17 protein-coding genes are annotated in these 23,555 nt (G+C 59.3%); 14 read left to right on the top strand and 3 right to left on the bottom strand.

The window, feature by feature from the left end; genetic code table 11:
* Positions 1-18 precede the first annotated feature (18 nt).
* The 4 genes from ACCC84_RS04780 to ACCC84_RS04765 all read left to right on the top strand — a co-directional run bounded on the left by ACCC84_RS04780 (position 19) and on the right by ACCC84_RS04765 (position 5,600).
* The gene (locus ACCC84_RS04780) at positions 19-1,056 is read left to right on the top strand and encodes an LLM class flavin-dependent oxidoreductase (protein ID WP_004963040.1); all 1,038 of its coding nucleotides are present in this window, start codon (positions 19-21) and stop codon (positions 1,054-1,056) included.
* A 9-nt stretch (positions 1,057-1,065) separates the two neighbouring features.
* Positions 1,066-2,532 (top strand): aldehyde dehydrogenase, encoded by a 1,467-nt coding sequence (locus ACCC84_RS04775; protein ID WP_371901601.1) that lies wholly within the window; start codon positions 1,066-1,068, stop codon positions 2,530-2,532.
* 201 nt (positions 2,533-2,733) lie between these two features.
* The gene (locus tag ACCC84_RS04770) at positions 2,734-4,149 is read left to right on the top strand and encodes a purine-cytosine permease family protein (protein WP_004963046.1); all 1,416 of its coding nucleotides are present in this window, start codon (positions 2,734-2,736) and stop codon (positions 4,147-4,149) included.
* 359 nt (positions 4,150-4,508) lie between these two features.
* The gene (locus ACCC84_RS04765; RefSeq protein WP_371901600.1) at positions 4,509-5,600 is read left to right on the top strand and encodes a phytoene/squalene synthase family protein; all 1,092 of its coding nucleotides are present in this window, start codon (positions 4,509-4,511) and stop codon (positions 5,598-5,600) included.
* A gap of 69 nt (positions 5,601-5,669) precedes the next feature.
* On the opposite strand, the gene ACCC84_RS04760 is transcribed toward ACCC84_RS04765, so the two are convergent.
* Positions 5,670-7,115: an MFS transporter gene (locus ACCC84_RS04760; protein ID WP_371901599.1), complete on the bottom strand. Its 1,446-nt coding sequence runs from the start codon at positions 7,113-7,115 to the stop codon at positions 5,670-5,672.
* Between the two features lie 133 nt (positions 7,116-7,248).
* On the opposite strand from ACCC84_RS04760, the gene ACCC84_RS04755 reads away from it, so the two are divergent.
* On the top strand, positions 7,249-8,157 hold the full coding sequence (locus ACCC84_RS04755; RefSeq protein ID WP_371901598.1) for a LysR family transcriptional regulator: 909 nt from the start codon (positions 7,249-7,251) through the stop codon (positions 8,155-8,157).
* A 179-nt stretch (positions 8,158-8,336) separates the two neighbouring features.
* Here ACCC84_RS04755 and ACCC84_RS04750 read toward each other — a convergent pair whose 3' ends face one another.
* Positions 8,337-9,809: a pyridoxal phosphate-dependent decarboxylase family protein gene (locus tag ACCC84_RS04750; protein ID WP_371901597.1), complete on the bottom strand. Its 1,473-nt coding sequence runs from the start codon at positions 9,807-9,809 to the stop codon at positions 8,337-8,339.
* A gap of 16 nt (positions 9,810-9,825) precedes the next feature.
* Positions 9,826-11,208, bottom strand: coding sequence for a diaminobutyrate--2-oxoglutarate transaminase (locus ACCC84_RS04745; protein ID WP_039992110.1), 1,383 nt, complete (start codon positions 11,206-11,208; stop codon positions 9,826-9,828).
* 528 nt (positions 11,209-11,736) lie between these two features.
* Here ACCC84_RS04745 and ACCC84_RS04740 point away from each other — a divergent pair.
* From ACCC84_RS04740 to ACCC84_RS04700, 9 genes are all read left to right on the top strand, one after another.
* Positions 11,737-13,197, top strand: coding sequence for an NAD-dependent succinate-semialdehyde dehydrogenase (locus ACCC84_RS04740; protein WP_004963067.1), 1,461 nt, complete (start codon positions 11,737-11,739; stop codon positions 13,195-13,197).
* Between the two features lie 369 nt (positions 13,198-13,566).
* Positions 13,567-15,036, top strand: coding sequence for an aldehyde dehydrogenase family protein (locus tag ACCC84_RS04735; protein WP_198773097.1), 1,470 nt, complete (start codon positions 13,567-13,569; stop codon positions 15,034-15,036).
* 21 nt (positions 15,037-15,057) lie between these two features.
* Positions 15,058-15,726: a haloacid dehalogenase type II gene (locus tag ACCC84_RS04730; protein WP_004963073.1), complete on the top strand. Its 669-nt coding sequence runs from the start codon at positions 15,058-15,060 to the stop codon at positions 15,724-15,726.
* Positions 15,727-15,745: 19 nt separating this feature from the next.
* Complete coding sequence (locus tag ACCC84_RS04725) at positions 15,746-17,023, top strand: NAD(P)/FAD-dependent oxidoreductase (protein WP_371901596.1); 1,278 nt, start codon at positions 15,746-15,748, stop codon at positions 17,021-17,023.
* Positions 17,024-17,054: 31 nt separating this feature from the next.
* Positions 17,055-18,659, top strand: coding sequence for an ABC transporter substrate-binding protein (locus ACCC84_RS04720; RefSeq protein WP_004963081.1), 1,605 nt, complete (start codon positions 17,055-17,057; stop codon positions 18,657-18,659).
* A 21-nt stretch (positions 18,660-18,680) separates the two neighbouring features.
* Positions 18,681-19,634 carry an ABC transporter permease gene (locus ACCC84_RS04715; RefSeq protein ID WP_088499691.1) on the top strand — a complete coding sequence of 318 codons (954 nt, stop codon included), beginning with the start codon at positions 18,681-18,683 and terminating at the stop codon, positions 19,632-19,634.
* Entirely contained in the window at positions 19,634-20,485 is an 852-nt protein-coding gene (locus ACCC84_RS04710) for an ABC transporter permease (RefSeq protein ID WP_004963089.1), read from the top strand. Before ACCC84_RS04715 ends, ACCC84_RS04710 begins: the two co-directional genes overlap by 1 nt.
* Positions 20,482-22,146, top strand: coding sequence for an ABC transporter ATP-binding protein (locus tag ACCC84_RS04705; protein WP_088499690.1), 1,665 nt, complete (start codon positions 20,482-20,484; stop codon positions 22,144-22,146). Before ACCC84_RS04710 ends, ACCC84_RS04705 begins: the two co-directional genes overlap by 4 nt.
* A 66-nt stretch (positions 22,147-22,212) precedes the next feature.
* Positions 22,213-23,544: an NAD(P)/FAD-dependent oxidoreductase gene (locus tag ACCC84_RS04700; RefSeq protein WP_198773099.1), complete on the top strand. Its 1,332-nt coding sequence runs from the start codon at positions 22,213-22,215 to the stop codon at positions 23,542-23,544.
* Positions 23,545-23,555: the final 11 nt, after the last annotated feature.

Raw genomic sequence — 23,555 nt, 5'->3', positions numbered from 1 at the left:
CGTAATCGGGAGTGAGTGATGAAACTGTCTTTATTCGTTCATATGGAAAGGACGTTACCCGAAGAATCCCAGCAAAAACTTTATGAGGAGATGCTGCAACTGTGTGAAATTGCCGACCGCGGAGGCATGCATGCCATCTGGACCGGTGAGCACCACGGCATGAATTTTACCATTGCGCCCAATCCTTTCATCAACCTGGTGGATATCGCCCACCGAACCTCGCGAGTGCGGCTGGGCACCGGCACCATCATCGCGCCGTTCAATCACCCGATCCGTCTGGCCGGCGAAGCGGCGATGACCGACATCATCACCGACGGTCGTTTGGAGCTGGGTATTGCCCGCGGAGCCTATTCCTACGAGTATGAGCGCCTGATGCCGGGGCTGACCGCCTGGGATGCCGGCCAGCGCATGCGCGAACTGATCCCGGCGGTCAAGCAACTGTGGCAGGGCGATTATGCCCATCAGGGCGAGTACTGGTCGTTCCCGTCAACCACCTCGTCGCCATTGCCAAAACAGCAGCCGCACCCGCCAATCTGGGTGGCGGCGCGTGACCCAAACAGCCACGAATTTGCGGTTAAAAACGGCTGTAACGTCCAGGTGACGCCGCTGCATCAGGGAGAAGAAGAGATCGTGCGGCTGGTCACCTGTTTCAAAGAAACCTGCCAACGTATCAAACCGGAGCAGCCGCTGAAAATCATGCTGTTGCAGCACGGTTATGTTGCCGAGGACGAGGCCGACGCCCAGCAGGCCGCTGTGGAGTTCAACCGCTTCTACAATTATTTCGGCGCCTGGTTCAAGAATGAGCGCCCGGTTTCGCAGGGCATGCTGCAACCGCTGAGTGATGAAGAGATAGCCGCCAATAGCTACTATTCGCCACAGGCGATGCGCCAGAACCTGGCGATCGGCACCGCCAATGAAGTGATCGCCCGACTGAAGAAATACCAGGATCTGGGCTACGAAGAGTTTGCCCTGTGGATTGACAGCGGCATGAGCTTCGAGCGCAAGAAAGCCTCGCTTGAGCGCTTCATCAACGGCGTGATGCCTGAGTTTCACTAGGGGGACGGCATGGAATTTTTCAAACTCTACATCAACGGTCAGTTTGACGCCGGGGCGGCACGCTTTCCCTCGCTCAACCCGGCGACCAACACGCCGTGGGCCGAGGTTGCGGAAGCGCGCAGCGCCGAGGTAAACCGCGCGGTGGAGGCTGCTCATCAGGCTTTCCACAGTGAGCGCTGGCGCAACATGACCGCCAGCGCACGTGGCAAACTCTTGCTGCGGCTGGCGGATCTGCTGGAACAGCATGCGCCGGAGCTGGCGCGGCTTGAAACCCTGGACACCGGCAAGATCATCCGCGAAACGCAGGCGCAGATTGCCTACGTCGCCGAGTATTACCGCTATTACGCCGGCATTGCCGATAAAATGTCCGGTAGCGTGTTGGCCATCGACAAAGCGGATATGGAAACCTGGGTGCGTCGCGAGCCGATTGGCGTCGTTGCCGCCATCATTCCCTGGAATAGCCAGCTGTTTCTGTCGGCGGTAAAAATTGGTCCGGCGATTGCGGCGGGCTGTACGCTGGTGGTTAAAGCCTCTGAATCCGCGCCGGCGCCGATGCTGGCCTTTGCGCAACTGATCGACCAGGCCGGTTTTCCACCCGGCGTGTGCAATATCATCACCGGCTTTGCCGAACAATGCGGCTCGGTGCTGACCGCGCACCCGTTGGTCGATCATATCGCCTTTACCGGCGGCGCCGACACCGCCAGGCACATTGTTCGTAGCAGCGCCGACAACCTGGCCAGCACCTCGCTGGAACTGGGAGGAAAATCGCCGTTTATGGTATTTGAAGATGCCGATCTGGACAGCGCAGCCAATGCGCAGGTGGCGGCGATCTTCTCCGCCTCCGGGCAGAGCTGCGTCGCCGGATCGCGCTTGCTGGTAGCGGAAAGCATTAAATCGGCGTTCTTGGCCAAGCTGACCGAAAAGGCACGCAGTATCGTTATTGGCGCGCCGCAGCAGCCGGAAACGCAGTTTGGCCCCTTGTGTACGCTACAGCAAAAAACGCGCATTCATGCCATCGTCAGCCGTTCGCTAACGCAGGGGGCAGAATTGGTGACCGGGCATCATGAAATTGACCTGCCGGGGTTTTACTACCCGCCAACCATCATCGATTGCAGCCGAAATCCGCAAGCAGACTGCGTGACACAAGAGTTGTTCGGCCCGGTGTTGTCGGTACTCAGCTTTAAGGATGAGGCCGATGCGCTGCGCCTGGCCAATGCAACGGCGTACGGGCTGGCCGCAGGCATATTTACCCGCAACCTGACGCGCGCCCACCGCGTCACACGCCGATTGCGTGCCGGCGTGGTGTGGCTCAACACCTACCGCGCGGTATCACCGCTGGCGCCGTTCGGCGGTTACGGCCAATCCGGCTTTGGTCGGGAAGGCGGATTCGATGCGGCGTTGGAGTACACCACCAGCAAAACGGTGTGGCTGCGCACCAGTGATGATCCTATCGACGATCCTTTCATCATGCGCTAACCGTTGGCCGTGACGGGCAGTCAAATGCCCGCCATGGCGGGCAATAATCCGCTGTGACACCTGCTCGCGCCGGCGTCAGGAGATACACATTCGGCTAATCAGGCTCTGATAACACGCGCTGTTGTCCGGTTAACTGCGCATTTTTTCCAGCCACAACCCTACAACCGTTAAAAATAATAATTCACTCCACGCGGAGGATATATGCATTCTCAGCCAGACCAGACAACGCTTATTGAAGATAAATCAATTGACTATGTGCCCGCCAACGAACGCCACGGCCACGCCCGCAGTCTGTTTACCCTGTGGTTTTGCACCAACATCGCGCCGCTGGCGGTGGTGACCGGCGCGATTGCCACTCACACTTTCCATCTGAACGTGCTTTCAGCACTGACGGCCATTATTGCCGGCCATCTGTTTGGGGGGATTTTTCTAGCGCTCACCTCTGCCCAGGGACCACAGGTCGGCATCCCGCAGATGGTACAAAGCCGCGCACAGTTCGGCCGCTACGGTTCGCTGCTGGTCATTGTTTTCACCACGGTGATTTATCTCGGCTTTTTCATTTCGAACATCACGCTGTCGGGCAAGGTGATCAACAACGTGATCCCGGCGCTGGAGATCCGTAGCGCAACCATTATCGGCGCGATAGTCGCGACGCTGATTGGCGTGATCGGCTATAACTTCATTCACAAGATCAACAAGGTTGGCGCCTGGATCATGGGCAGTGCCTTGCTGCTCGGACTGTGGCTGATGCTGACGCAACCGTTGCCGGCCGACTTCTGGCAGCGGGGCAGTTTTAGCCTCACCGGCTGGTTCGCCACCTTTTGCATTTGCGCCGTGTGGCAGGTGAGCTTCTCGCCGTATACCTCGGACTACTCGCGTTATCTGCCCAAAAGCGTGGGTATTTTTCAACCCTTTATCTACACCTATCTGGGGGCTTGCTGCGGCACCATTCTGGCATTCGTCTTCGGCATGGTGGCCGTCAATCTGGTGGGGGGGACTGACGATGCCATGGTGGCGGTACGCCAGGCCACCGGCTGGTTAGGGCCGATTTTGATGGTATTGTTTCTGGTCAATATCATCTGTCACAACTCGATGAATCTGTATGGCGCGGTGCTGTCATTGATCACCTCGGTACAGACCTTTATGCCGCAATGGTTGCCCAATGCGCGCATCCGCATTCTGTTTTCACTGCTGGTGCTGGTGAGCTCGGTACTGGTAGCGCTGGTGGCCTCGGCCAATTTTGTCCAGGTGTTCCTCAACCTGATTTTTGCCCTGATTTCGGTGCTGATTCCCTGGTGCATGATCAACCTGATCGACTTCTACCTGATTAACCGGCAACGCTATGATACCGAATCGATTTTTAGCGCCGACGGCGGTCGTTACGGCCTGATCAACCGCCGGGCTCTGCTGGTTTACTTTGGCGGCATCGTGGTGCAATTGCCGTTTGTCGATAACGCCTTTTTTGCCGGTCCGTATGCCAATCTGCTGCCGGGCACCGATATCTCCTGGGTAATCAGCCTGGTAGTTACCGCTATCGCCTATCCGCTACTGTATCGCAAACCGCCTGCATGGACGGCAAAGGGCATGCGAGTAAACGCCAACGGCATCGATCGCTAAACGGCAGGCCAGCCCGCATCGTCGGGCTGGTGGTTAAATCAAGGGGGTGCCTCTGCACGGCAGATCCGATAATAGCTGCGCCATAAAACCTTAACCCATTGAAATAAAAGCGCTACAAAGCTGGCGTTAGTCGGGGTTTTATTCTAGATTTAAATCCCCTTGGCATTAACAGCTGGTTGAGCCTTGAGGTTAAGGGTCGCACATCCGCACTTGCTATCATCAATTGGCAACGGCTCTCTATTCCTGACGTTCACCTTTGGCTGCACGGTACAGACTCTTTTGCTTATGCCGGGGTTAACGCATCAATTTATCTTGAAAGGAGCAGTCGTGTTAAGCAAGTTGGGCCTGGAGACGCTGTTATGAAACGTGCTTTGTTAGCAAGATACGCCACACTTTTCGCGTCCCCCTCATCCGAACCGATGGCATTTCAGAATGGCATGTTACCGCTAGTGTCGCGAACCTTTGCGCTGACCATTCCTCAACTGCCGTCCGAATTACAACCTGTTGTCATCAATGCCTATTTATTATGCCGAATGGCCGATACCATCGAAGATGAACCCACCATTTCTGCTGAAGATAACCACAACATCGGGCTGGCGTTTTTAGATGTAGTGCAAGGGAAAACGCCAATACAGCCTTTCGCAGACAACACCTTTCAGCGGCTATCTGACGCCACGCCAGACGCCGAGAGAAAATTGTTCCTTCATTTTCCAAAAATTCTGCATATCACTGGCAAGTTCAACCAACCTCAACAGGATGCCGTTTTTCGCTGCATCAAGATTATGCTGGCTGGCATGGCACAGTATCACGCCATTGCCCGGGCGGACGGTTTGCCGTCACTGGTATCACTACAGCACTATTGCTACTGCGCGGCAGGCGTCGTCGGCGAAATGCTCACCGATTTATTCCTTGAATATGAGCCAGCTATAGCCTGCGATCGTCACACCCTGTACGCCCAGTCACGTTCGTTTGGTCAAGGGCTACAATTGACCAATATTCTTAAAGATCTGTGGGAAGACCATAACCGCGGGATTTGTTGGCTGCCAAAAGACGTTCTTGCTCGACATGGCGTTGATCGCAGCTCACTGAGTCGAGATCAAAATGATCCTGTATTGGCAGCCGTTATTAATGAGTTGATAGACTTGGCACACGCTTCTTTACTCGACGGGCTTGACTACGCACTCTCATTCACTGGCCCTAAACTGCGAGGCATCCGCCGTTTTTGCCTGTGGACCATTGGCCTTGCGCTACTGACATTGCGCAATATACGTTCTAGTCCCGGTTTTTCCAGCGCCAGCGAGATAAAAACATCGCACACGGCGGTGGCTGGGTTAATCACTTTAGAATGTATGGTGGGCGGGAATGACGCTCTTGTTCGACGCCTGTTTTCTTCATTTCCGGCTGCGCCAGCCGCAAGCGCTGTCGCCAAGCGCCGCAATCACGGCGGATGACGGCGACGTCTGGCGGGACACACTGCTGCGCCGCATACCCAGGCCACGCTATCCCTCTGGGGCCGTGTACTACGCCCGGTTTTGCCGTTGGGCGCCGATTCTGCGCAAACGGCTGACGCTGAACGCGCCCGCCAACAGCGTAGTGGCCACCGCCAGCCACAGGCTCAAACGTACCGCCTGGGCTTCAACCGTGACGATTCCCATGCCCGTGGCGCCTGAATGCGCGGCAACCGACAGCATCACCCCCACCAACGCCGCACCAAGGCACTGGCCGAAAGTGCGCACAATCGCCAGCACGCCGGAAGCATAACCGCTGTTTTCCCGCGACGCGTTTGACAACATTTCGCGATTATTGGGGCTTTGAAAACAGCCAAAACCGATGCCGCACACCAGGCTGCGCATGCCGATATCCCACGCAGAGGCCGCTTCGGGCAACCACGCCAACAGACTCAGACCGACGGCAAACACGCCCAAACCCAGAGTGGAAATCATCGCTGGCGAATGGCGGTCGGCCAGGCGACCGGCGTGAGGCGCGGCCAGCATGATACCCAACGGCCAGGGGGTGAACAGCAGTGCCGAAAACAGCGCGCTATAGCCGTAAACCTGCTGAAATAAAAACGGCAGGGCCACGAAGGTAATACCCTGGCTGACAAACGATGCCAACGAGGTTAATGCGGCTAATGAAAAGCGTGTCGAGGCGAATATCGCCAGTGGCAACAGCGGCTTGGGCGCCCGGCGCTGACGGCGGATAAAGGCCACCCCGGCTATCGACGCAACCAATGCGTAAGCCAGCGCGGAAAGCAGCGAATTGGCGCTAAACGCTGCTGCATCAGAAAAGCTGTTGGCCAACATGATCAACGCCCCCAGGCTCGCGGCGGACAGCAGCGCGCCGGCCACGTCAAACGGCTCTCGCGAGGTCGCGGTACCGGGGATGGCGCGCCAGGCCAGCGTCAGAGCCGCCATCCCCAGTGGAAGATTGAGGGCGAACAGCCACTGCCAGCTCAGGGCCGACAGCAGGGTACCACCGACAATCGGTGCAATGGCGGTAATGCTGGCGATCAGCAGCGCGTTGATGCCCAATATGCGCCCCAGCAGGCGGTTGGGGAAAATCGAGCGCAGGATCGCCGGCGCAATGCTCAAGGTGGCGGCACCGCCAACGCCTTGCAACAGACGCATCGCAATCAGCATCTCCAACGAACTCGACAGGGCGCAGCCCAAAGACGCGAGGGTGAACACGCCAAGACCAAACAGAAACAGGCTGCGAAAACCGATCCGGCTGGCGAGCGCGGCAAAGATTGCCAGCGTCATGGCAGCCGACAGCAAATAACCGTTGGCCACCCACACCGTAGCGGCGGCAGAAACGCCCAGCGCCTGGGCCATTTGCGGCAACGCGATATTAACCATGGTGCCGTCAAAAACCACCATGGTGGTGGTGGTCATGACCGCTAGCATTGCCAGGCCACGTTCGCGCCCCGGCAGTCCTTCATCGTTTGGCTGGTTGGAGAAGAGTTCCATCAGCAGCACTCCGTGGTAGTGATAGTTGGTAGTGCCAAGATAACCCTGTAGGATAAGAGGCGGAAGGCGCAGCATTTGCAGTTATAACCTGCACCAAACGCCTTATCTTGCCACCCACCACGAGCGTCCACCGATGGCTGAACCCGATCTTAATTTGCTGATTGCGCTAAATGCGTTGCTGGCTGAAGGCAGCGTAGCCAGAGCGGCGCAGCGTCTTGGCCTGAGCGCTTCGGCGATGAGTCGAACCTTGGCTCGCCTGCGCAGCGTTACCGGCGATCCGTTACTGGTACGGGCTGGGCGCAATATGGTGCTGACGCCGCACGCCGAACAGATCCGCGACCGTACGCAACATGCCGCCGGCGAGGCGTTGGCACTGCTGCGACCGGCCAGCTCGGCGCTGGATCTGGCGCAACTGGATCGCACCTTCGTCATTCGCGCCAATGACGGCTTTGTCGAGACGCTTGGCCCTGCGTTGATTGCCGCAGCGGCCAAGGCGGCGCCGCGGGTGCGGCTGCGCTTTGCGCCTAAACCGCAAAAAACCGCGCGCTACCTGCGCGAGGGGCTGGTGGACCTGGAAATTGGCGTGCTGGGGAATATGGGGCCGGAAATCCGCATCCAGCGGCTGTTCGACGATCGTTTTGTTGCCGTGGTCAGAAGCGGGCACCCGTTGACGGTGGCTGCAACCCTCAGCGCCAGAGACTACGCCGCATGCGACCATGTGGTCGCCTCGCGACGAGGCCAGCCTTATGGGCCGGTCGACGAGGCATTGGCTGAACAGGGGCTGACGCGCAACATTGCCGCCGTAGTGCCGAGCTTCCCGGCGGCGCTGGCGGTGGCACAGGCCTCCGATCTGGTGGCGCTGGTGCCGGCGTCCTATTTGCGCAACGCAGAGCCAGGCATGGCGCTGCTACAGGCGTTTGAACTGCCGGTAAAAACTCACGGCATAACCGTGTCGCAAATGTGGCACCCGCGTATGGAGATGGAACCTGCCCACCACTGGCTGCGACAGTTGGTATTACACACCTGCAGCCGCCGATGTTGACGGTGACGCCACGGTCGACTTTGCGGTTCATGTGGAAGTGGTCGACGCGAGCCCGTTCGATATCAATGCCAATCATTTCCCCCTGTAACCACGCTGATACCCGTCTAGCTACGCTGAAAACAAAAAGCCACCCGTCAGTTGAACGGGTGGCTTTTTCGTGATGCGGAACAACGGGCAGATTACGCCGCCAGGATTTCCTGAGCGGTGCGTTCAACCAGCGCCAACAGCACTTTGATGTCTTCCAGCGTCACCGTCGGGTTCAACAGCGTCAGCTTCAGGCAGGTTACGCCGGCAAACTCGGTAACGCCGACGTTGGCACGCCCTGACTCCAGCAGCACATCACCAATTTTCTGGTTGTGCAACGCCACCGCCGCATCGCCGGCCGCCGCCAGCTGGGCAGGGCGATAACGGAACAGCACGCTGGCCAACTGCGGCTGCATCACCAGTTCCAGCGCCGGCTGCTCGCTGACATACTGTGCAACCTGTTGTGCCAGGGTCACGCCGTGATCGATGATCGCCGCGTATTGCTTCTGCCCCAGCGCTTCCAGTCCCATCCACAGCTTCAAGGCATCAAAGCGGCGGGTGGTTTGCAACGACTTGGATACCAGATTAGGTACGCCCTGAGCCTCGTCAAACTCGGAGTTCAGATAGGCCGCCTGATAGCGCATCAGTTCATAATGGCGCGCCTCTTTTAACAGGAAGGCGCCACAGCTGATGGTCTGGAAGAACTGCTTGTGGAAATCCAGGGTAATGGAATCCACCAGTTCAATACCGTCCAGATAGTCGCGATACTTTTCCGACAGCAACAGCGCGCCGCCCCAGGCCGCATCAACGTGCAGCCAGATCTGATGCTCGGCCGCCAAGCCGGCAATCGCCCGCAGCGGATCGATGGCGCCAGCGTCGGTGGTACCGGCGGTGGCAACAATCGCCAGCACCTGCTCACCGTTGGCCTGCGCCTGCGCCAGTTTGTCGGCCAGATCGTTGACGTCCATACGGGCAAAGCGATCGGTTTTAACCAGCGTAACGGATTGATAGCCCAGTCCGAGCAACGCCATGTTCTTCTGCACCGAGAAATGGGCGTTTTCGGAGCAGAATACCTTAATCTTGCGCAGGTCGCCGATCAGGCCATCTTGCTGGACAGAATGTCCCTGACGCGCAAAGAACGCGTCACGCGCCAGCATCAACCCCATCAGATTGCTCTGGGTACCGCCGCTGGTGAACACCCCGGCATCGCCAGCCTGATAACCTACCTGGGTGCGCAGCCATTCGATCAGCTTCATCTCGATGATGGTGGCCGACGGGCTTTGATCCCAGGAGTCCATGCTCTGGTTGGTGGCGTTGATCAGCACTTCGGCGGCCTGGCTGACCACCAGGCTCGGGCAGTGCAGGTGCGCAACGCACTGCGGGTGATGCACCGACAGACTGTCTTTTAGAAAGTACTCAATCGCACGCTCAATCGCGGCCTGGTTACCCAGGCCTTGAGGGTTAAAATCAAGCCGGATACGCTCGCGCAGTTCGGCAACGGTTTTGCCCTGATACATCTCGGGCTGTTGCAGCCATTGCACTACCGCCTGGCAGGTCTGCGCGATCGCTTGCTGGTAGGCTTCGGTGCTGTGCGCAGACGCCGCCAGAATCGGGTTTGACTCGGACATTACCAATTTACTCCACTCAAACCGGTCGGACGCCAGCGGACAGCAGGGCGTTCTCGAACTTGTCCAGGAAAATGTTCAGTTCATCGTTAGTGATCAACAGCGAAGGCAGCAGACGCAGCACGCAACCGTTGCGACCGCCGCGCTCCAGGATCAGACCGGCTTCGAAGCATTTTTTCTGCAACAGGGCAGACAGCTCGCCATCGGCAGGGTAGCACCCCATATGATCCTGCGGCTGCTCCGGCTTGACGATCTCGATACCGATCATCAGGCCCAGGCCGCGTACGTGGCCAATCACCGGATAACGTTTTTGCAGCTCGGCCAGTTGGCCTTTCAGCCACTCGCCTTGCTCGGCCACTTTGGCCGCCACCTGGTTTTCCTTCAGGAACTTCAGGGTAGTCAGACCGGTCGCCATCGCCAACTGGTTGCCGCGGAAGGTACCGGTGTGATGGCCAGGCTCCCAGGCGTCGAACTGCTTTTTGATACCCAGCACGGCCAACGGCAGACCGCCGCCAACCGCTTTCGACATGACGATGATGTCTGGCTCGATGCCAGCATGCTCAAAGGCAAACAGCTTGCCGGTACGGGCGAAACCAGCCTGAACTTCATCGATGATCAGCAGAATGCCGTGCTCCTGCGTCACCTTGCGAATGCGTTGCAACCATTCGACCGGCGCCGGGTTAACGCCGCCTTCGCCTTGCACCGCTTCCAGGATCACCGCTGCCGGTTTGCGCACGCCGCTTTCAACGTCGTTGATCAGGTTTTCGAAGTAATAGGTCAGCGCTTTCTCACCGGCTTCACCGCCGATACCCAGCGGGCAGCGGTACTGGTGCGGGTAAGGCATAAACTGGACTTCCGGCATCATGCCGTTGATCGCCGCCTTCGGCGACAGGTTGCCGGTTACCGCCAGCGCGCCATGGGTCATGCCGTGATAGCCGCCGGAGAAGCTGATCACGCCGCTACGGCCGGTATGCTTCTTGGCCAGCTTCAGTGCGGCTTCAACGGCGTCAGCGCCGGAAGGGCCGCAGAATTGCAGGCAATACTCTTCGCCAGCGCCCGGCAATAAAGACAACAGATAATCTGAGAACTGGTCTTTCAACGGCGTAGTCAGATCGAGGGTATGTAACGGCAAGCCGCTAGTAATGACATTTTGGATGCTTTGCAGAACATCAGGGTGGTTATGACCCAGCGCCAGCGTACCGGCACCTGCCAGACAATCAAGATATTGGTTGTTTTCAACATCAGTAATCCAAACGCCTTGTGCTTTGGCAATCGCCAACGGCAACTTACGTGGATAACTCCTAACGTTCGACTCAAATTCAGCTTGTCGCGCCAAATAGGTTTCGTTGTTTCCGTTTAATGTATTCGCACCTAAAGTATCAATACGGACTTTATCCGTCATCATATCTCTCCTACAACCGGGGTTATCAGCACGCCGCAGTTGAATAAACAGGTTAAAAAGTAAATGGGCCATGCATAAAGCGCGGCCAATATATGGCTTTTTAAGGTTGTACTCAATAATTAATTGTATTTAGATTTATTAATTGTTTTCCCCATGTTAATCAACGGGTTATTTGGTTTGAAAATTGCCCTTTTCGCGGAGGTTTTAACCGCTGGCCATGCGTCTGGTGGGGGTGACGGCGTCACCATGAAACATAAATGTAATAAATGACATTCAACTGGACATAATGATGATGCCGCTGCAATAAATCTGGCGGATCATGCCACGCCACCGCCAACAGATTTTACGTAGCGCGATCAAAATGACCCGAGCCTGGCACCGGCCTGACCGGCATTGCGGTGGCCCTCGGCATAAAATGTTGTTCCTTACTGAAAAACCGCTGCACGATTTCACCGCGAGCCGGCATTACGCAGTCATCGTTACCCGTACTTCGCTAGAGTAAAAACTACGCTGAAAAAGGGGGACACTATGCTTGCTCAACGCTTGAACGATCGACAACTGCTGCGCCAACAGGCTTTCTTTGCCGGTAGCTGGTCCAGCGCCGACGGTGGGGAAACGCTGTCGGTAACCAATCCTGCCAACGGCGAGATACTGGCCACGGTGCCGGCACTCGGCGCCGCCGAAACCACCCGCGCCATTGCCTTTGCCGAAGCCGCCCGCCATCACTGGGGGCAAACCAGCAATGCCCAGCGCGCGCAGCTGTTGGAGAACTGGCATCAACTGATCCTCGCCAACGCCGACGATCTGGCCACGCTGATGACCGCTGAGCAGGGCAAACCACTGGCCGAGGCCAAGGGTGAAGTGCTGTACGGCGCCGGCTTCGTTAAATGGTTTGCGGAAGAGGCACGCCGCATCTATGGCGAAACCATCCCCGCCCCGAGTGGCGATCGGCGCATTATGGTGCTGAAACAGCCGGTAGGAGTGGCTGCGGCGATTACGCCGTGGAATTTCCCCATTGCGATGATCACCCGTAAAGTAGCACCGGCGCTAGCGGCCGGCTGCCCAATCGTGGTGAAACCGTCGGAGCTGACGCCGCTCTGCGCGCTGGCACTGATGGAACTGGCCACCCGCGCCGGTTTCCCGCCCGGGGTACTGCAAATCCTCACCGGTCTGCCGCAGGAGATTGGCGCCACCCTGACCGCCAGTCGCACGGTACGCAAAATCTCCTTTACCGGCTCCACCCGCGTGGGGCAACTGCTGATGCAGCAAAGTGCCGACAGCATCAAACGCCTCAGCCTGGAATTGGGCGGCAATGCGCCGCTGATTGTCTTTGACGATGCCGATCTGGAGATCGCCGTTGCCGGCGTGATGACCAGCAAATTCCGCAATGCCGGTCAAACCTGCGTGTGTGCCAACCGCATTCTGGTTCAGCGCGGCATCTATCCGCGTTTTGTCGAGCGGCTGCTGGCTGACGTAGCGAAACTGACCGTTGGCGATGGTTTCAGTGCAGACAGCACCCTCGGCCCGCTGATCAACGCGGCGGCAGTGGCCAAGGTCAATGGGCATATTGATGATGCGCTCAGCCACGGGGCGACGCTGTTGGCCGGCGGTATCATGCAGGGAGAGGGCAATTTTGTGGCGCCCACGGTGTTGGGTGAAGTTACCGCCGCGATGCGCATTGCCCACGAGGAGACGTTCGGCCCGGTAGCGCCGTTATTCGTGTTTGACAACGAACAGCAGGCGATCGCCATGGCCAATGATACGCCTTATGGTCTGGGCGCCTATTTCTTTACCGAAGACCTGCGCCGCGCGTGGCGGGTTGGCGAAGCGCTGGAGTTTGGCATGGTGGGTTACAACACCGGCGCCATCTCGTTGGAAGTCGCGCCCTTTGGTGGCATAAAAATGTCTGGCGTCGGGCGAGAAGGCTCCCATTACGGCATTGATGAATATCTTGAAATTAAAGCGTTTCATTTTGGCAGTCTGTGCTGAAATTAATCGCAGTCATTCATTTAACACGCCCGTGCGGATTAATTCCCACGGGCGTGATGCTATTTACTACCGCCGGCGGTTGGCAGCCGCGCTGACTTATTTGGTGCAGCATTATAACAACTCTGCCCTGCGATGGTGCGCTTATATTGTGATGTAAATCATCTATTTACCATTGCGGTTTATCGATGAAATTTCACCCTGGATTACGGCATAAAATTTTTTTCAGCCCCTTTTTACGCATTTTTATTTTTTCACTGGCTGGCATACTTTCTGCATTAAGTGAATAAGCGCGTGAAAATGTCAGGGCGGATATTTACCCCAGTGCCGTACACGATTATTCCACCAGCCGATAAATTTAAGGATTTAACGATGTTAAGTTTCGATCCCGATAGCGTTGATCTTCCCGCTGGCCACTACATTAACGGCCGGCAACTGAGCGGCAAAGGAAGCGGCTTGGCGGTAAAGCGTCCTTCCGACGGACGCCTGGCCGGTGAACTGGCGCAGGCGGATGCCGCACTGGTCGATGAAGCGGTCAACGTCGCCGATCGGGCGGTAACGGAGAGCGGCTGGTCGCATTGCTCACCGCGCCAGCGCGCGGCGGTACTGATGCGCTGGGCCGAACTGATCCAGCGTGACCAACGCTTGGCGCAGTTGGAAGCCTTGGGTTCGACCCGACCGATCCACGACGTGGTCAACCACGAAATTCCGTTTACCGCCGACGCCATCCGCTTTTATGCCGAGTGCGCGGACAAATACAGCGGTGACGTGTTCCCCACGCAAGATGCCAGTCTTGGCATGCTGGTTCCCGAGCCCTATGGCGTGATTGGTGCCATTACGCCGTGGAACTTCCCACTGTCGATGGCCTCTTGGAAATGCGGCCCGGCGCTGGCTGCCGGCAATGCGGTGGTGCTCAAGCCGTCCGAACTGACGCCTTATTCCACCGTTCGGCTGGCAGAACTGGCGGTGCAGGCTGGGTTGCCCGCGGGAGTGCTCAACATTGTACAAGGCAGCGGCGCGCTGACCGGCAGCGCCCTGGTGGCACATCCGCTGGTGCGCAAAGTGTCGTTTACCGGCTCGACGCAAACCGGCGCGCGCATCATGAGCGACGCGGCGTTCAACGGCATGAAACCGGTGACGCTGGAGCTGGGCGGTAAAAGCCCGCAATTGGTGTTTGACGATGCCGGAGAGGTGAACCGCGTCGCCGAACGCATAGTGCGTGGATTTACCGCCAATGGCGGCCAGGCCTGTGTCGCCGGCACCCGGCTGATTGTGCAGCGTGGCATCGCCGACGCGCTGATTGCCCGCCTGGTAGCGCTGTGTCAGGGTTTCCGCCCCGGCGTGACCTGGGATCAAAACAGCCGTTATGCGCCGATGATCGACGCCCGTCAGGCTGACAAGGTACAGCAGATCGTCAATGCCGCACGTCAGCAAGGTGGGGAGATCCTGGTCGGTGGTCAACGCTTTGATGCTACCGGCGACGGTTATTTTTGGCAGCCGACGCTGATCGCCAACGTCACCACCGACAGCCCGGCGCTACAGGAAGAGATTTTCGGACCGGTGCTGACCGTACAGATTTTCGATGACGAAGCCGAAGGACTGGCGCTGGCCGCTCATCCTACCTACGGGCTGTGCGCCGGCGTGCACACCCTGAGTCTGGAGCGCGCGTTACGCGCCATGCGCGGCATCGCGGCGGGCACGGTGTGGATCAACCGCTACGGCCGTTCCGGCGACTTTATCATTCCTACCGGCGGCTTCCACGGCTCCGGCATTGGCAAGGATCTGGGCCGCCAGGCGTTCGAGGCCTGCCGGCGTTACAAGAGTGTCCTGATCGATTTTTAACTCATCCGAAGAGGAAACGTCATGGCTGTGTTTAAACCGAAATTTATCACCTTTGACTGTTACGGCACCCTGATCAACTTCGATATGGCCGGTGCGGCGGCCAGCGTGTTTGCCGATCGCATCAGCGCGGAAAACCTGCGCGCGTTTACCACCGACTTTGCCCGCTACCGCCTGGATGAAGTGCTGGGAGCCTTCAAGCTTTACCCGCAGGTGGTGAGCAATGCATTGCAGCGCACCTGTGACAAATGGCGCGTGACCTGTACCGCTGAAGATAGCGCGGCCATCATGACCGCCTGCGCCAGTTGGGGACCACATCCGGACGTGCCGGCGGGCCTGGCCAGGGTGGCCGGCGAGTTCCCGCTGGTACTGCTGACCAATTCCACCGACCGGTTGATCGCCCATCACGTGCCACGGCTCGGCGCGCCAATCCATATGACCATCACCGCCGAAGAGGTCGGCGCCTATAAACCGCAGATGAAGGGCTTCGAATACATGCTGGACAAGCTCAACTGCGGCCCGGACGAGATCCTGCACGTCTCATCCAGCCTGCGCTACGACCTGATGACCGCGCACGATCTGGGCATCGTCCACAAGGTATTCGTCAACCGTGGTCACGAACCGGGCACGCCGTACTACGGCTATAGCGAAATCCGCGACATTGGCGGTCTTGCGGCCGTGGTGGGTCTGTAACCCGCACAGGAGCAGGGTGATGAAACTGGAATCTTTCTGGCAGGCAACGGCACCGGCGTTTACCGGTGCGGCGCAAGGTGAGCTGCCCGCTACCGCCGACGTGGTGGTGATCGGCGCTGGGTTTACCGGCATCTCGGCGGCGCTGAATCTGGCTCGCAGCGGGCTGAAGGTGGTGGTGCTGGAAGCCGCCAAGGTGATGAGTCAGGCTTCGGCGCGCAACGGCGGGCACTGCAATACCGGCGTAGCGCAGGATTTTGCCTCGCTGGTCGCCAGCCGTGGAATGGAGCAGGCCAGTCGCTACTACCGGGCGTTCGCCGATGCGGTGGACTATGTGGAACAACTGGTGCAACAGGAAAACATTGATTGTGACTTCCTGCGCACCGGCAAGATCAAGCTGGCCAGCAAGGCGTCTCACTTTCCGGCACTGCAAGCGACGTATCAGGCGCTGCGCAGTAGCGTCGATCGCGAGGTAGAACTGGTGGGCGCCGATCGGATCCGCCACGAAGTTGACTCCGCCGCCTTTCACGGTGGGCTGATCCAGCATCGCGGCGGTCAGATGCACATGGGCAAGTTTGGCGTCGGTCTGGCGCAGGCGGCAGCCAGCAGTGGGGCGGCGATTTACCAAGACACCCCGGTGACCGGCCTGACGCGCCTTACGGGCTATCGCCACCGCGTAGCGACGCCGCAGGGCGAGATTGTCGCCGAAAAGGTGCTGATGGCTACCGGCTGCTCCAATCGGGGGCCATTTCGCTGGTTCCAGCGACGCATCGTACCGGTAGGCAGTTTTATCGTCGTTACCGCACCGCTGCCGGCGGAACGACTGGCGTCGCTGCTACCCAACAACCGTACCTGCGTGACCTCGTTGAACGTTGGCAACTATTTCCGTACTACCGCCGACCACCGCCTGGTGTTTGGCGGGCGGGCACGCTTTGCCATCAGCAACCCGACCTCGGACGCCCGCAGCGGCAGCGTGTTGCAGGCGGGAATGAGCAGGCTGTTCCCGCAACTGGCCACGGCGAAGATCGATTACTGCTGGGGCGGTCTGGTGGATATGACCGCCGATCGCCTGCCGCACGCCGGCGAACAGGACGGGGTGTTCTACTCGCTGGGCTACAGCGGACACGGTACGCAGATGTCGGTGTGGATGGGACGCGTGATGGCCGACCTGCTGGCGGAAAAACCGGCTGATAACCCGTGGCTGCGTGACGGCTGGCCGGCGCTGCCCGGCTATTTTGGCAAACCGTGGTTTTTGCCCGTTGCGGGCTGGTATTACAAGGCTAAGGACCGGCTCTCCTGACTATCTAACGTTTCATTTTGAGGGTGTACAGATGAGTAAATTTCGTAAAGAATTTAGCCGTGTTCCCCCATCGTTAACCCAGGCGATCGCCGACGTGGCGATATCACGCCGCAGCATGATGAAGCTGCTGTCGGCCGGCGCGCTGATGAGCACCGGTCTGGTGGGTTTCCCGTCGCTTGGCATGGCGGCAGAAACGCCGGTCAAAGGCGGCAAGCTGCGCGCTGCCGTGGCCAATGCCTCAGCCACCGATACGCTGGATCCGGCCAAGGGCAATAACAGCGGCGACTATACGCGCCAGTTTATGTTTTACAACGGCCTGACCGAACTGGACGGCAAACTGCTGCCACATCCGGCGTTGGCGGAATCACTCGACAGCAGCGACGGCATCACCTGGCACATCAAACTGCGTCCGGGAGTGGTTTTCCACGACGGCAAATCATTGACCGCACAGGACGTGGTGTTCTCACTCAGCCGTCATCAGGATCCGGCCGTCGCCTCGACCGCCATTTCACAGGCGAAGCAGTTCGCCAGCATCACCGCCGCCAGCCCGACGCAAGTCACGCTGGTGCTGACCCAACCCAACTTCGACATTCCCACCGTGCTGGCGACCAGCCCATTCCTGATCCTGCAGGACGGCACCAAAGACTTCAGTAAAGCCGTCGGCACCGGCCCGTACGTCTGCACGTCGTTTACTCCCGGCGTCAGCACCGTCGGCGTAAAGAACCCCAACTACTGGAAACCGGGTCTGCCGCATCTGGATCGGGTCGAGCTGATGGGGGTCACCGATCAGGCCGCCCGCGTCAATGCGTTGATGTCCGGCGACCTGCATATGGTGGCCACGCTGACCTCCAACGACGTCAAGCGCCTGCGTCAATCCGGGCAGTTTGGCGTGCTGGAAAGCAAATCCGGCATGTACACCAACCTGATCCTGCGCACCGACATGAAACCCGGCAGCAACGAGGATTTCGTGTTGGGCATGAAGTATCTGCAACCCCGCGAGATCATGGTGAAAACGGTGATGCAGGGCTTTGGCCAGGTGGCCAACGATACCCCGGTACCGCCGTGGCATCCGATGTTCAATCAGGACATTCCGCAGCGGCCGCTGGACGTGGAAAAAGCCGGATACCACTTTAAAAAAGCCGGTATGGCGGGCGCCAGCGTGGAGATCATCACGACCCAGAATATTGAGGGCTCGGTGGAAGGTGGCCAGTTGATCCAGCAGTTCGGTCGTGCGGCGGGTATCAAATTCCAGGTGCGGCGCGTGCCGTATGACGGCTACTGGTCAACCCATTGGACCAAGGATCCACTGGGCTACGGTTCGATCAACCCACGGCCGACCCTCGATCTGCTGTTTTCGCAGTTCTATCTGTCCGACGCGCCCAACAACGAGTCCGGCTGGAAAAATCCCCAGTTCGACCAACTGGTGGCTGCGGCACGCGGGGAGCGCGATCAGGCCAGACGCAAGCAGATGTATGGCGATATGCAGCAGCTGATCCATGACCACTGCGGCACCATAATCCCCACCTTTATCAGCTCGCTGGACGGGCACAGCAACAAGGTGAAAGGGGTGGAGGCCTGGCCGTCCGGCATGATGATGGGCTACCGCTTTCATGAATTTGCCTGGTTGGCATCCTGATATTTGATAAGGAGAACGGCGATGAACCGCTACATGCTCCTCCTGATTGCCCGGCGCTGCGGTGCCGGCATCCTGACTCTGCTGATTGTCTCGGCGGTGGTGTTTTTTGTTACCAGCATGCTGCCGGGTGATGCGGCGCAGATGATGCTTGGCCAGAGTGCCACGCCGGAAACGGTGGCGGCGCTGCGCCAGCAGCTCGGGCTTGATCAGCCGCTGATGATTCGCTATCTGGACTGGCTGAGCGGCATGCTGCGCGGCGACTTCGGCACCTCGTTTGCCAGTCATCTGCCAGTATCCCAGCTGGTTGCCCAGCGTATTCCGGCCACCTTCGAACTGGCGGGGATCACCACCCTGGTGTCGGTACCGCTGGCGCTGGTGATTGGGCTGGCGGCGGCGATGAAACGCGGTTCGCTGTTCGATCGCGGACTGATGATGACCACCATGGCGGTGGTTGCCGTGCCGGAGTTTCTGGTGGCTACCGTGGCGGTGATCGTCTTTGCGGTGAAGCTGCACTGGGTGCCGGCCATGTCGCTGGGCGCGCCGGCGCCAGATCTGGTCAGTTATCTGAAAGCCTACGCCTTGCCGGTGCTGACGCTGTGTTGCGTATTGGTGGCGCAGATGGCGCGCATGACCCGCTCGGCGCTGATCAATCAGATGGACAGTCCGTATCTTGAAATGACCCGCCTCAAGGGGGTATCACCGCTGCGCGCCATGCTGCGTCACGCGTTGCCCAACGCGGTCGGGCCGATCGCCAACGCCATCTCGCTGAGCCTGTCCTATCTGTTTGGCGGGGTGATCATCATCGAAAGCATCTTCAGCTATCCAGGGCTGGCCAGCCAGTTGGTGGATGCGGTCAGCAACCGCGATCTGCCGCTGGTACAGCTGTGTGTGATGCTGTTTGCCGTCTGCTATCTGGTGCTGCTGCTGTTGGCGGACATCCTGACCATTGCCTTCAATCCAAAAGGGAGAGGCTAATGAATGTGCTAACGCTACCCTGGCGCTTTTTTCTCTCGCTGACCACCAGCGGGCGAGTCGGCCTGCTGATTACCCTGGTGTGGATCCTGCTGGCTCTGTTTGGCGCATCGCTGGCGCCGCATAGCCTGGACGATATCGGCGTCGGCCCGATGCTCGGCGGCCTGAGCAAAGACTTCTGGCTGGGCACCGATTACCTTGGCCGCGATATGTTCAGCCGCATTCTGTACGGCGCGCGTTATTCTATCGGACTGGCGCTGAGCGCCGCACTGTTGGCCAGTCTGGCCGGCACGCTGCTGGCCCTGCTGGCGGCGGTGGCGGGCCGCTGGCTTGAGGAGATCCTTGGGCGCATCAACGATGCAATGCTGGTACTGCCCGGCAAGATCCTGGCGCTGATGATCGTGGCGGTGTTTGGCTCCTCGCTGCCGATGCTGATCGTCACCGCGGTATTCACCTACTGGCCGGGCGCTTACCGCATCGCCTATGCCATGGCGGCCAACCTGCGCTCGATGGACTATGTTCAGGCGTCGCGGCTGCGCGGCGAGAGCCGTTTTTATATCGCCATCCACGATATTTTGCCCAACATGCTGCATCCGATGCTCACCGATTTCGGTCTGCGCTTCGTGTATATCGTGCTGCTGCTCAGCGGCCTGAGTTTCCTGGGGCTGGGCGTCCAGCCGCCGTACGCCGACTGGGGCACGCTGGTGCGCGAAAATCTGCAGGGGCTGTTTGACGGCTCCCCGGCGGTGCTGATGCCTGCTCTGGCGATTGCCAGTCTGACCATCGGCGCCAATCTGTTTATCGATAGCCTACAGGCGATGCGCCCGCTGAGCCCGGCCAAGGGGGTTGCATGAATATTACCGCACACGGCGCCCGCCCTATGGTGGCGGTGGACAATCTGCGCGTTATTGCCCATGCGGATGACGGCAGCGAAATTCCGCTGGTGTCCGACATCCGTTTTAGCGTCCAGCAGGGCGAAGTGCTGGCGTTGATCGGCGAGTCTGGCTCCGGCAAGACCACCATCGCACTGGCGCTGATGGGCTATGCGCGTCACGGCTGTCGTATTGCCGGCGGCAACATCCACGTTGCCGGTACCGACGTTACCGCGCTGTCGGCCAGGCAACTGTGTCAGTTTCGCGGCAACAAAGTGGCCTATATCGCGCAAAGCGCCGCCGCGTCGTTTAATCCGGCAATGAAAATTATCGATCAGGTGGTAGAGCCGGTGGTGATTCATCATGTGATGAGCCGTGCCGCGGCAGAAAAAAAAGCCGTGGCGCTGTTTCGTGAACTGGCGCTGCCCAATCCGGACACCATCGGCCAGCGTTATCCGCACCAGGTCTCCGGCGGTCAGCTACAGCGTCTGATGACTGCCATGGCGTTAATCAGCGATCCCGAGGTAGTGATCCTGGATGAACCGACCACTGCGCTCGACGTCACCACCCAGGTCGAAGTATTGAAGGCGTTTCGGCGCGTGGTGCGTCAGCGCGGCATGACGGCGATTTACGTCAGTCACGATCTGGCGGTAGTGGCGCAGATGGCCGACCGCATCCTGGTGCTGCTGAAAGGGACGATGGCGGAATATGGCTCCACCGAAGATCTGCTGCGCGCGCCGCAGGCACAATACAGCCACCAGCTGTTGGACGCCGCGCGGCAGAAGGTACGTCCAAGCCCTTGGCACGCCGAGGAAGACAACGCCCAGCCGTTGCTGGAAGTGCGCGATCTGTCGGCCGGCTACGGGCCGCTGGACGCCAGTGGACAGCCGAAGATCCCGATCCTGCATGACATCAATTTTCGGCTGTATCGTGGACAGGCGATCGGTATTATCGGCGAATCCGGGTCGGGGAAAACCACGCTGGCACACGCCATTGCCGGCATCAATACGCCGTCGAAAGGGCATATCCTGTTCAACGGGCATTACATTGCCAACACGATGCAGCAGCGGCCGGAGAACGAACTGCGCCGCATCCAGTATGTGTTCCAGATGGCCGATACCGCGCTGAACCCGGCGCACAGCATAGAAAAAATCCTTACCCGGCCGCTGAGGCTGTTTCACGGCCTGCGTGGTTCGGCGCTGCAACGACGGCTATTCGACCTGCTGGAGCTGGTCAGGCTGCCGCGCAGCGTACTGGATCGCCAGCCGTGGACGCTGTCCGGCGGTCAGAAACAGCGCGTCAACCTGGCGCGGGCGCTGGCCGCAGAACCCGATCTGATACTGTGCGATGAAGTGACCTCCGCCCTGGATACCGTGGTGGCGGCGGCGATCCTCGATCTGATTACCGATCTGCGCCGTGAGCTGGGACTGTCGGTACTGTTTATCAGCCATGATTTGCACGCGGTACGCTCGGTGTGCGATGAAATCATCGTGGTGAAAAATGGCCATAGGGTGACGCAGGTGGCGCGGGCAGACTACGATAAACCGTCCAGCGACCTGTATTATGAGCGTCTCAAGCGTGCCGTGCCGGAATTGCGCCAGGGCTGGCTGGACGAACACGAGGCCAACAACATTGCGCTTTAACGCCGATTGATCGCAGGTTAATCGCCGCTATCCAACAACAATGCCAATAACGAGGTTGAGGACAACATGCCCGCACCGATTCGATACGTACAGGACAGCCGATTCTTCCCCGAGTCGGCGGATGTGGTGGTGATTGGCGCCGGCATTGCCGGAGCCGCCGCCGCCTATGAGCTGGCAAGACAGGGCGTCAGCGTGGTGCTGGTTGAAAAGGGCCTGGTGGGCGGCGAACAGTCAAGCCGCAACTGGGGCTGGTGTCGCCAGCAGAATCGCGACGAGCGGGAACTGCCGCTGATCATCCATGCGCTGCGGCGCTGGGAGGAGCTCGGCAAAGAAACCGGCGAAGAACTCGGCTTTCGTCGTAGCGGCCTGGTATATGCCACCGGCAATCAGGAGGATATCAACGCCTGGGACAACTGGGGAAAAATGGCCCGTGCCTATGGCGTGCGCAGCGACATTCTGACCGCCGAACAGGCCAAGGCGATGACGCCGGGCAGCACCAGTCGATGGCTGGGCGGGGTGTCTTCCCCCACCGACGGGCACGCCGAGCCGAGGCTGGCCGCCGCCGGACTGGCAATTGCGGCACAGCGGCTGGGAGCCGAGGTATTCCAGCAATGCGCGGTGCGCGGATTGGATATTTCCGCTGGCCGGATCAGCGGGGTGGTCACCGAGCGTGGACTGATCAAGACCAGCCGCGTCATCTGCGCCGGCGGTGCCTGGACGTCGATGTTCTGCCGCCGTCACGGTATCGATCTGCCGCTGGGCAATGTGATTGGTACCGCATTTCGCACCGCCCCCATCGAGCAGGCGATTGCCGTACCGCTGTATACGCCGTCGTTCGCCTGCCGCCCACAGCTGGACGGCAGCTACACCGTGTCGGTGTCCGGCCGTGGCCGCCTGTCACCGGGGGTGCAGGGGCTGCGTTACGCCCGCCAGTTCTATCCGACGTTCAAGGCACGCCGCAAGAATCTGACCATTCGACTGGGGTTGGACGCCTTTATCAACGGCCCCGAGTCGCCAGCTCGCTGGCAGTTTGACCGCAGGTCGCCGTTTGAAAAGATGCGCATTCTCGATCCCGCCGCCGACATGGCGATGGTGCAGGAGGGCATTGCGGCAATGAGCCGAGAGTTCCCGGCACTGGAGAATATTCGCGTAGAGCAGGCCTGGGGTGGCATGATCGACAGCACGCCGGATGCGATCCCGGTGATCTCGCCGGTGGCTAAACTGCCGGGACTGATCGTGTCGGCCGGTTACAGCGGGCACGGTTTTGGCATCGGCCCCGGCGCCGGTCGGCTGGCGGCCGATCTGGCCACCGACGCTACCCCGATTGTCGACCCGACGCCGTTCCGCTATGCGCGGCTGGTAGACGGTTCTGGCCTGGCTGCGCCGGGCATGATGTAAAGGAGAAGAGC

The organism is Serratia odorifera (assembly GCF_041448735.1).
Lineage (GTDB): Bacteria > Pseudomonadota > Gammaproteobacteria > Enterobacterales > Enterobacteriaceae > Serratia_F > Serratia_F odorifera.
The sequence above is the reverse complement of the archived record's forward strand: the minus strand, read 5'-3'. Positions and strand labels throughout refer to the sequence as shown.

What these genes read in the sequence shown, in the direction of transcription:
- ACCC84_RS04755 (WP_371901598.1), top strand. Translation starts at nt 7,249, where the DNA reads ATGGCTGAACCCGATCTTAATTTGCTGATTGCGCTAAATGCGTTGCTG.
- ACCC84_RS04745 (WP_039992110.1), bottom strand. Translation starts at nt 11,208, where the DNA reads ATGACGGATAAAGTCCGTATTGATACTTTAGGTGCGAATACATTAAAC.
- ACCC84_RS04700 (WP_198773099.1), top strand. Translation starts at nt 22,213, where the DNA reads ATGCCCGCACCGATTCGATACGTACAGGACAGCCGATTCTTCCCCGAG.
- ACCC84_RS04765 (WP_371901600.1), top strand. Translation starts at nt 4,509, where the DNA reads ATGAAACGTGCTTTGTTAGCAAGATACGCCACACTTTTCGCGTCCCCC.
- ACCC84_RS04715 (WP_088499691.1), top strand. Translation starts at nt 18,681, where the DNA reads ATGAACCGCTACATGCTCCTCCTGATTGCCCGGCGCTGCGGTGCCGGC.
- ACCC84_RS04730 (WP_004963073.1), top strand. Translation starts at nt 15,058, where the DNA reads ATGGCTGTGTTTAAACCGAAATTTATCACCTTTGACTGTTACGGCACC.
- ACCC84_RS04720 (WP_004963081.1), top strand. Translation starts at nt 17,055, where the DNA reads ATGAGTAAATTTCGTAAAGAATTTAGCCGTGTTCCCCCATCGTTAACC.
- ACCC84_RS04780 (WP_004963040.1), top strand. Translation starts at nt 19, where the DNA reads ATGAAACTGTCTTTATTCGTTCATATGGAAAGGACGTTACCCGAAGAA.
- ACCC84_RS04710 (WP_004963089.1), top strand. Translation starts at nt 19,634, where the DNA reads ATGAATGTGCTAACGCTACCCTGGCGCTTTTTTCTCTCGCTGACCACC.
- ACCC84_RS04740 (WP_004963067.1), top strand. Translation starts at nt 11,737, where the DNA reads ATGCTTGCTCAACGCTTGAACGATCGACAACTGCTGCGCCAACAGGCT.
- ACCC84_RS04760 (WP_371901599.1), bottom strand. Translation starts at nt 7,115, where the DNA reads ATGGAACTCTTCTCCAACCAGCCAAACGATGAAGGACTGCCGGGGCGC.
- ACCC84_RS04725 (WP_371901596.1), top strand. Translation starts at nt 15,746, where the DNA reads ATGAAACTGGAATCTTTCTGGCAGGCAACGGCACCGGCGTTTACCGGT.
- ACCC84_RS04735 (WP_198773097.1), top strand. Translation starts at nt 13,567, where the DNA reads ATGTTAAGTTTCGATCCCGATAGCGTTGATCTTCCCGCTGGCCACTAC.
- ACCC84_RS04705 (WP_088499690.1), top strand. Translation starts at nt 20,482, where the DNA reads ATGAATATTACCGCACACGGCGCCCGCCCTATGGTGGCGGTGGACAAT.
- ACCC84_RS04770 (WP_004963046.1), top strand. Translation starts at nt 2,734, where the DNA reads ATGCATTCTCAGCCAGACCAGACAACGCTTATTGAAGATAAATCAATT.
- ACCC84_RS04775 (WP_371901601.1), top strand. Translation starts at nt 1,066, where the DNA reads ATGGAATTTTTCAAACTCTACATCAACGGTCAGTTTGACGCCGGGGCG.
- ACCC84_RS04750 (WP_371901597.1), bottom strand. Translation starts at nt 9,809, where the DNA reads ATGTCCGAGTCAAACCCGATTCTGGCGGCGTCTGCGCACAGCACCGAA.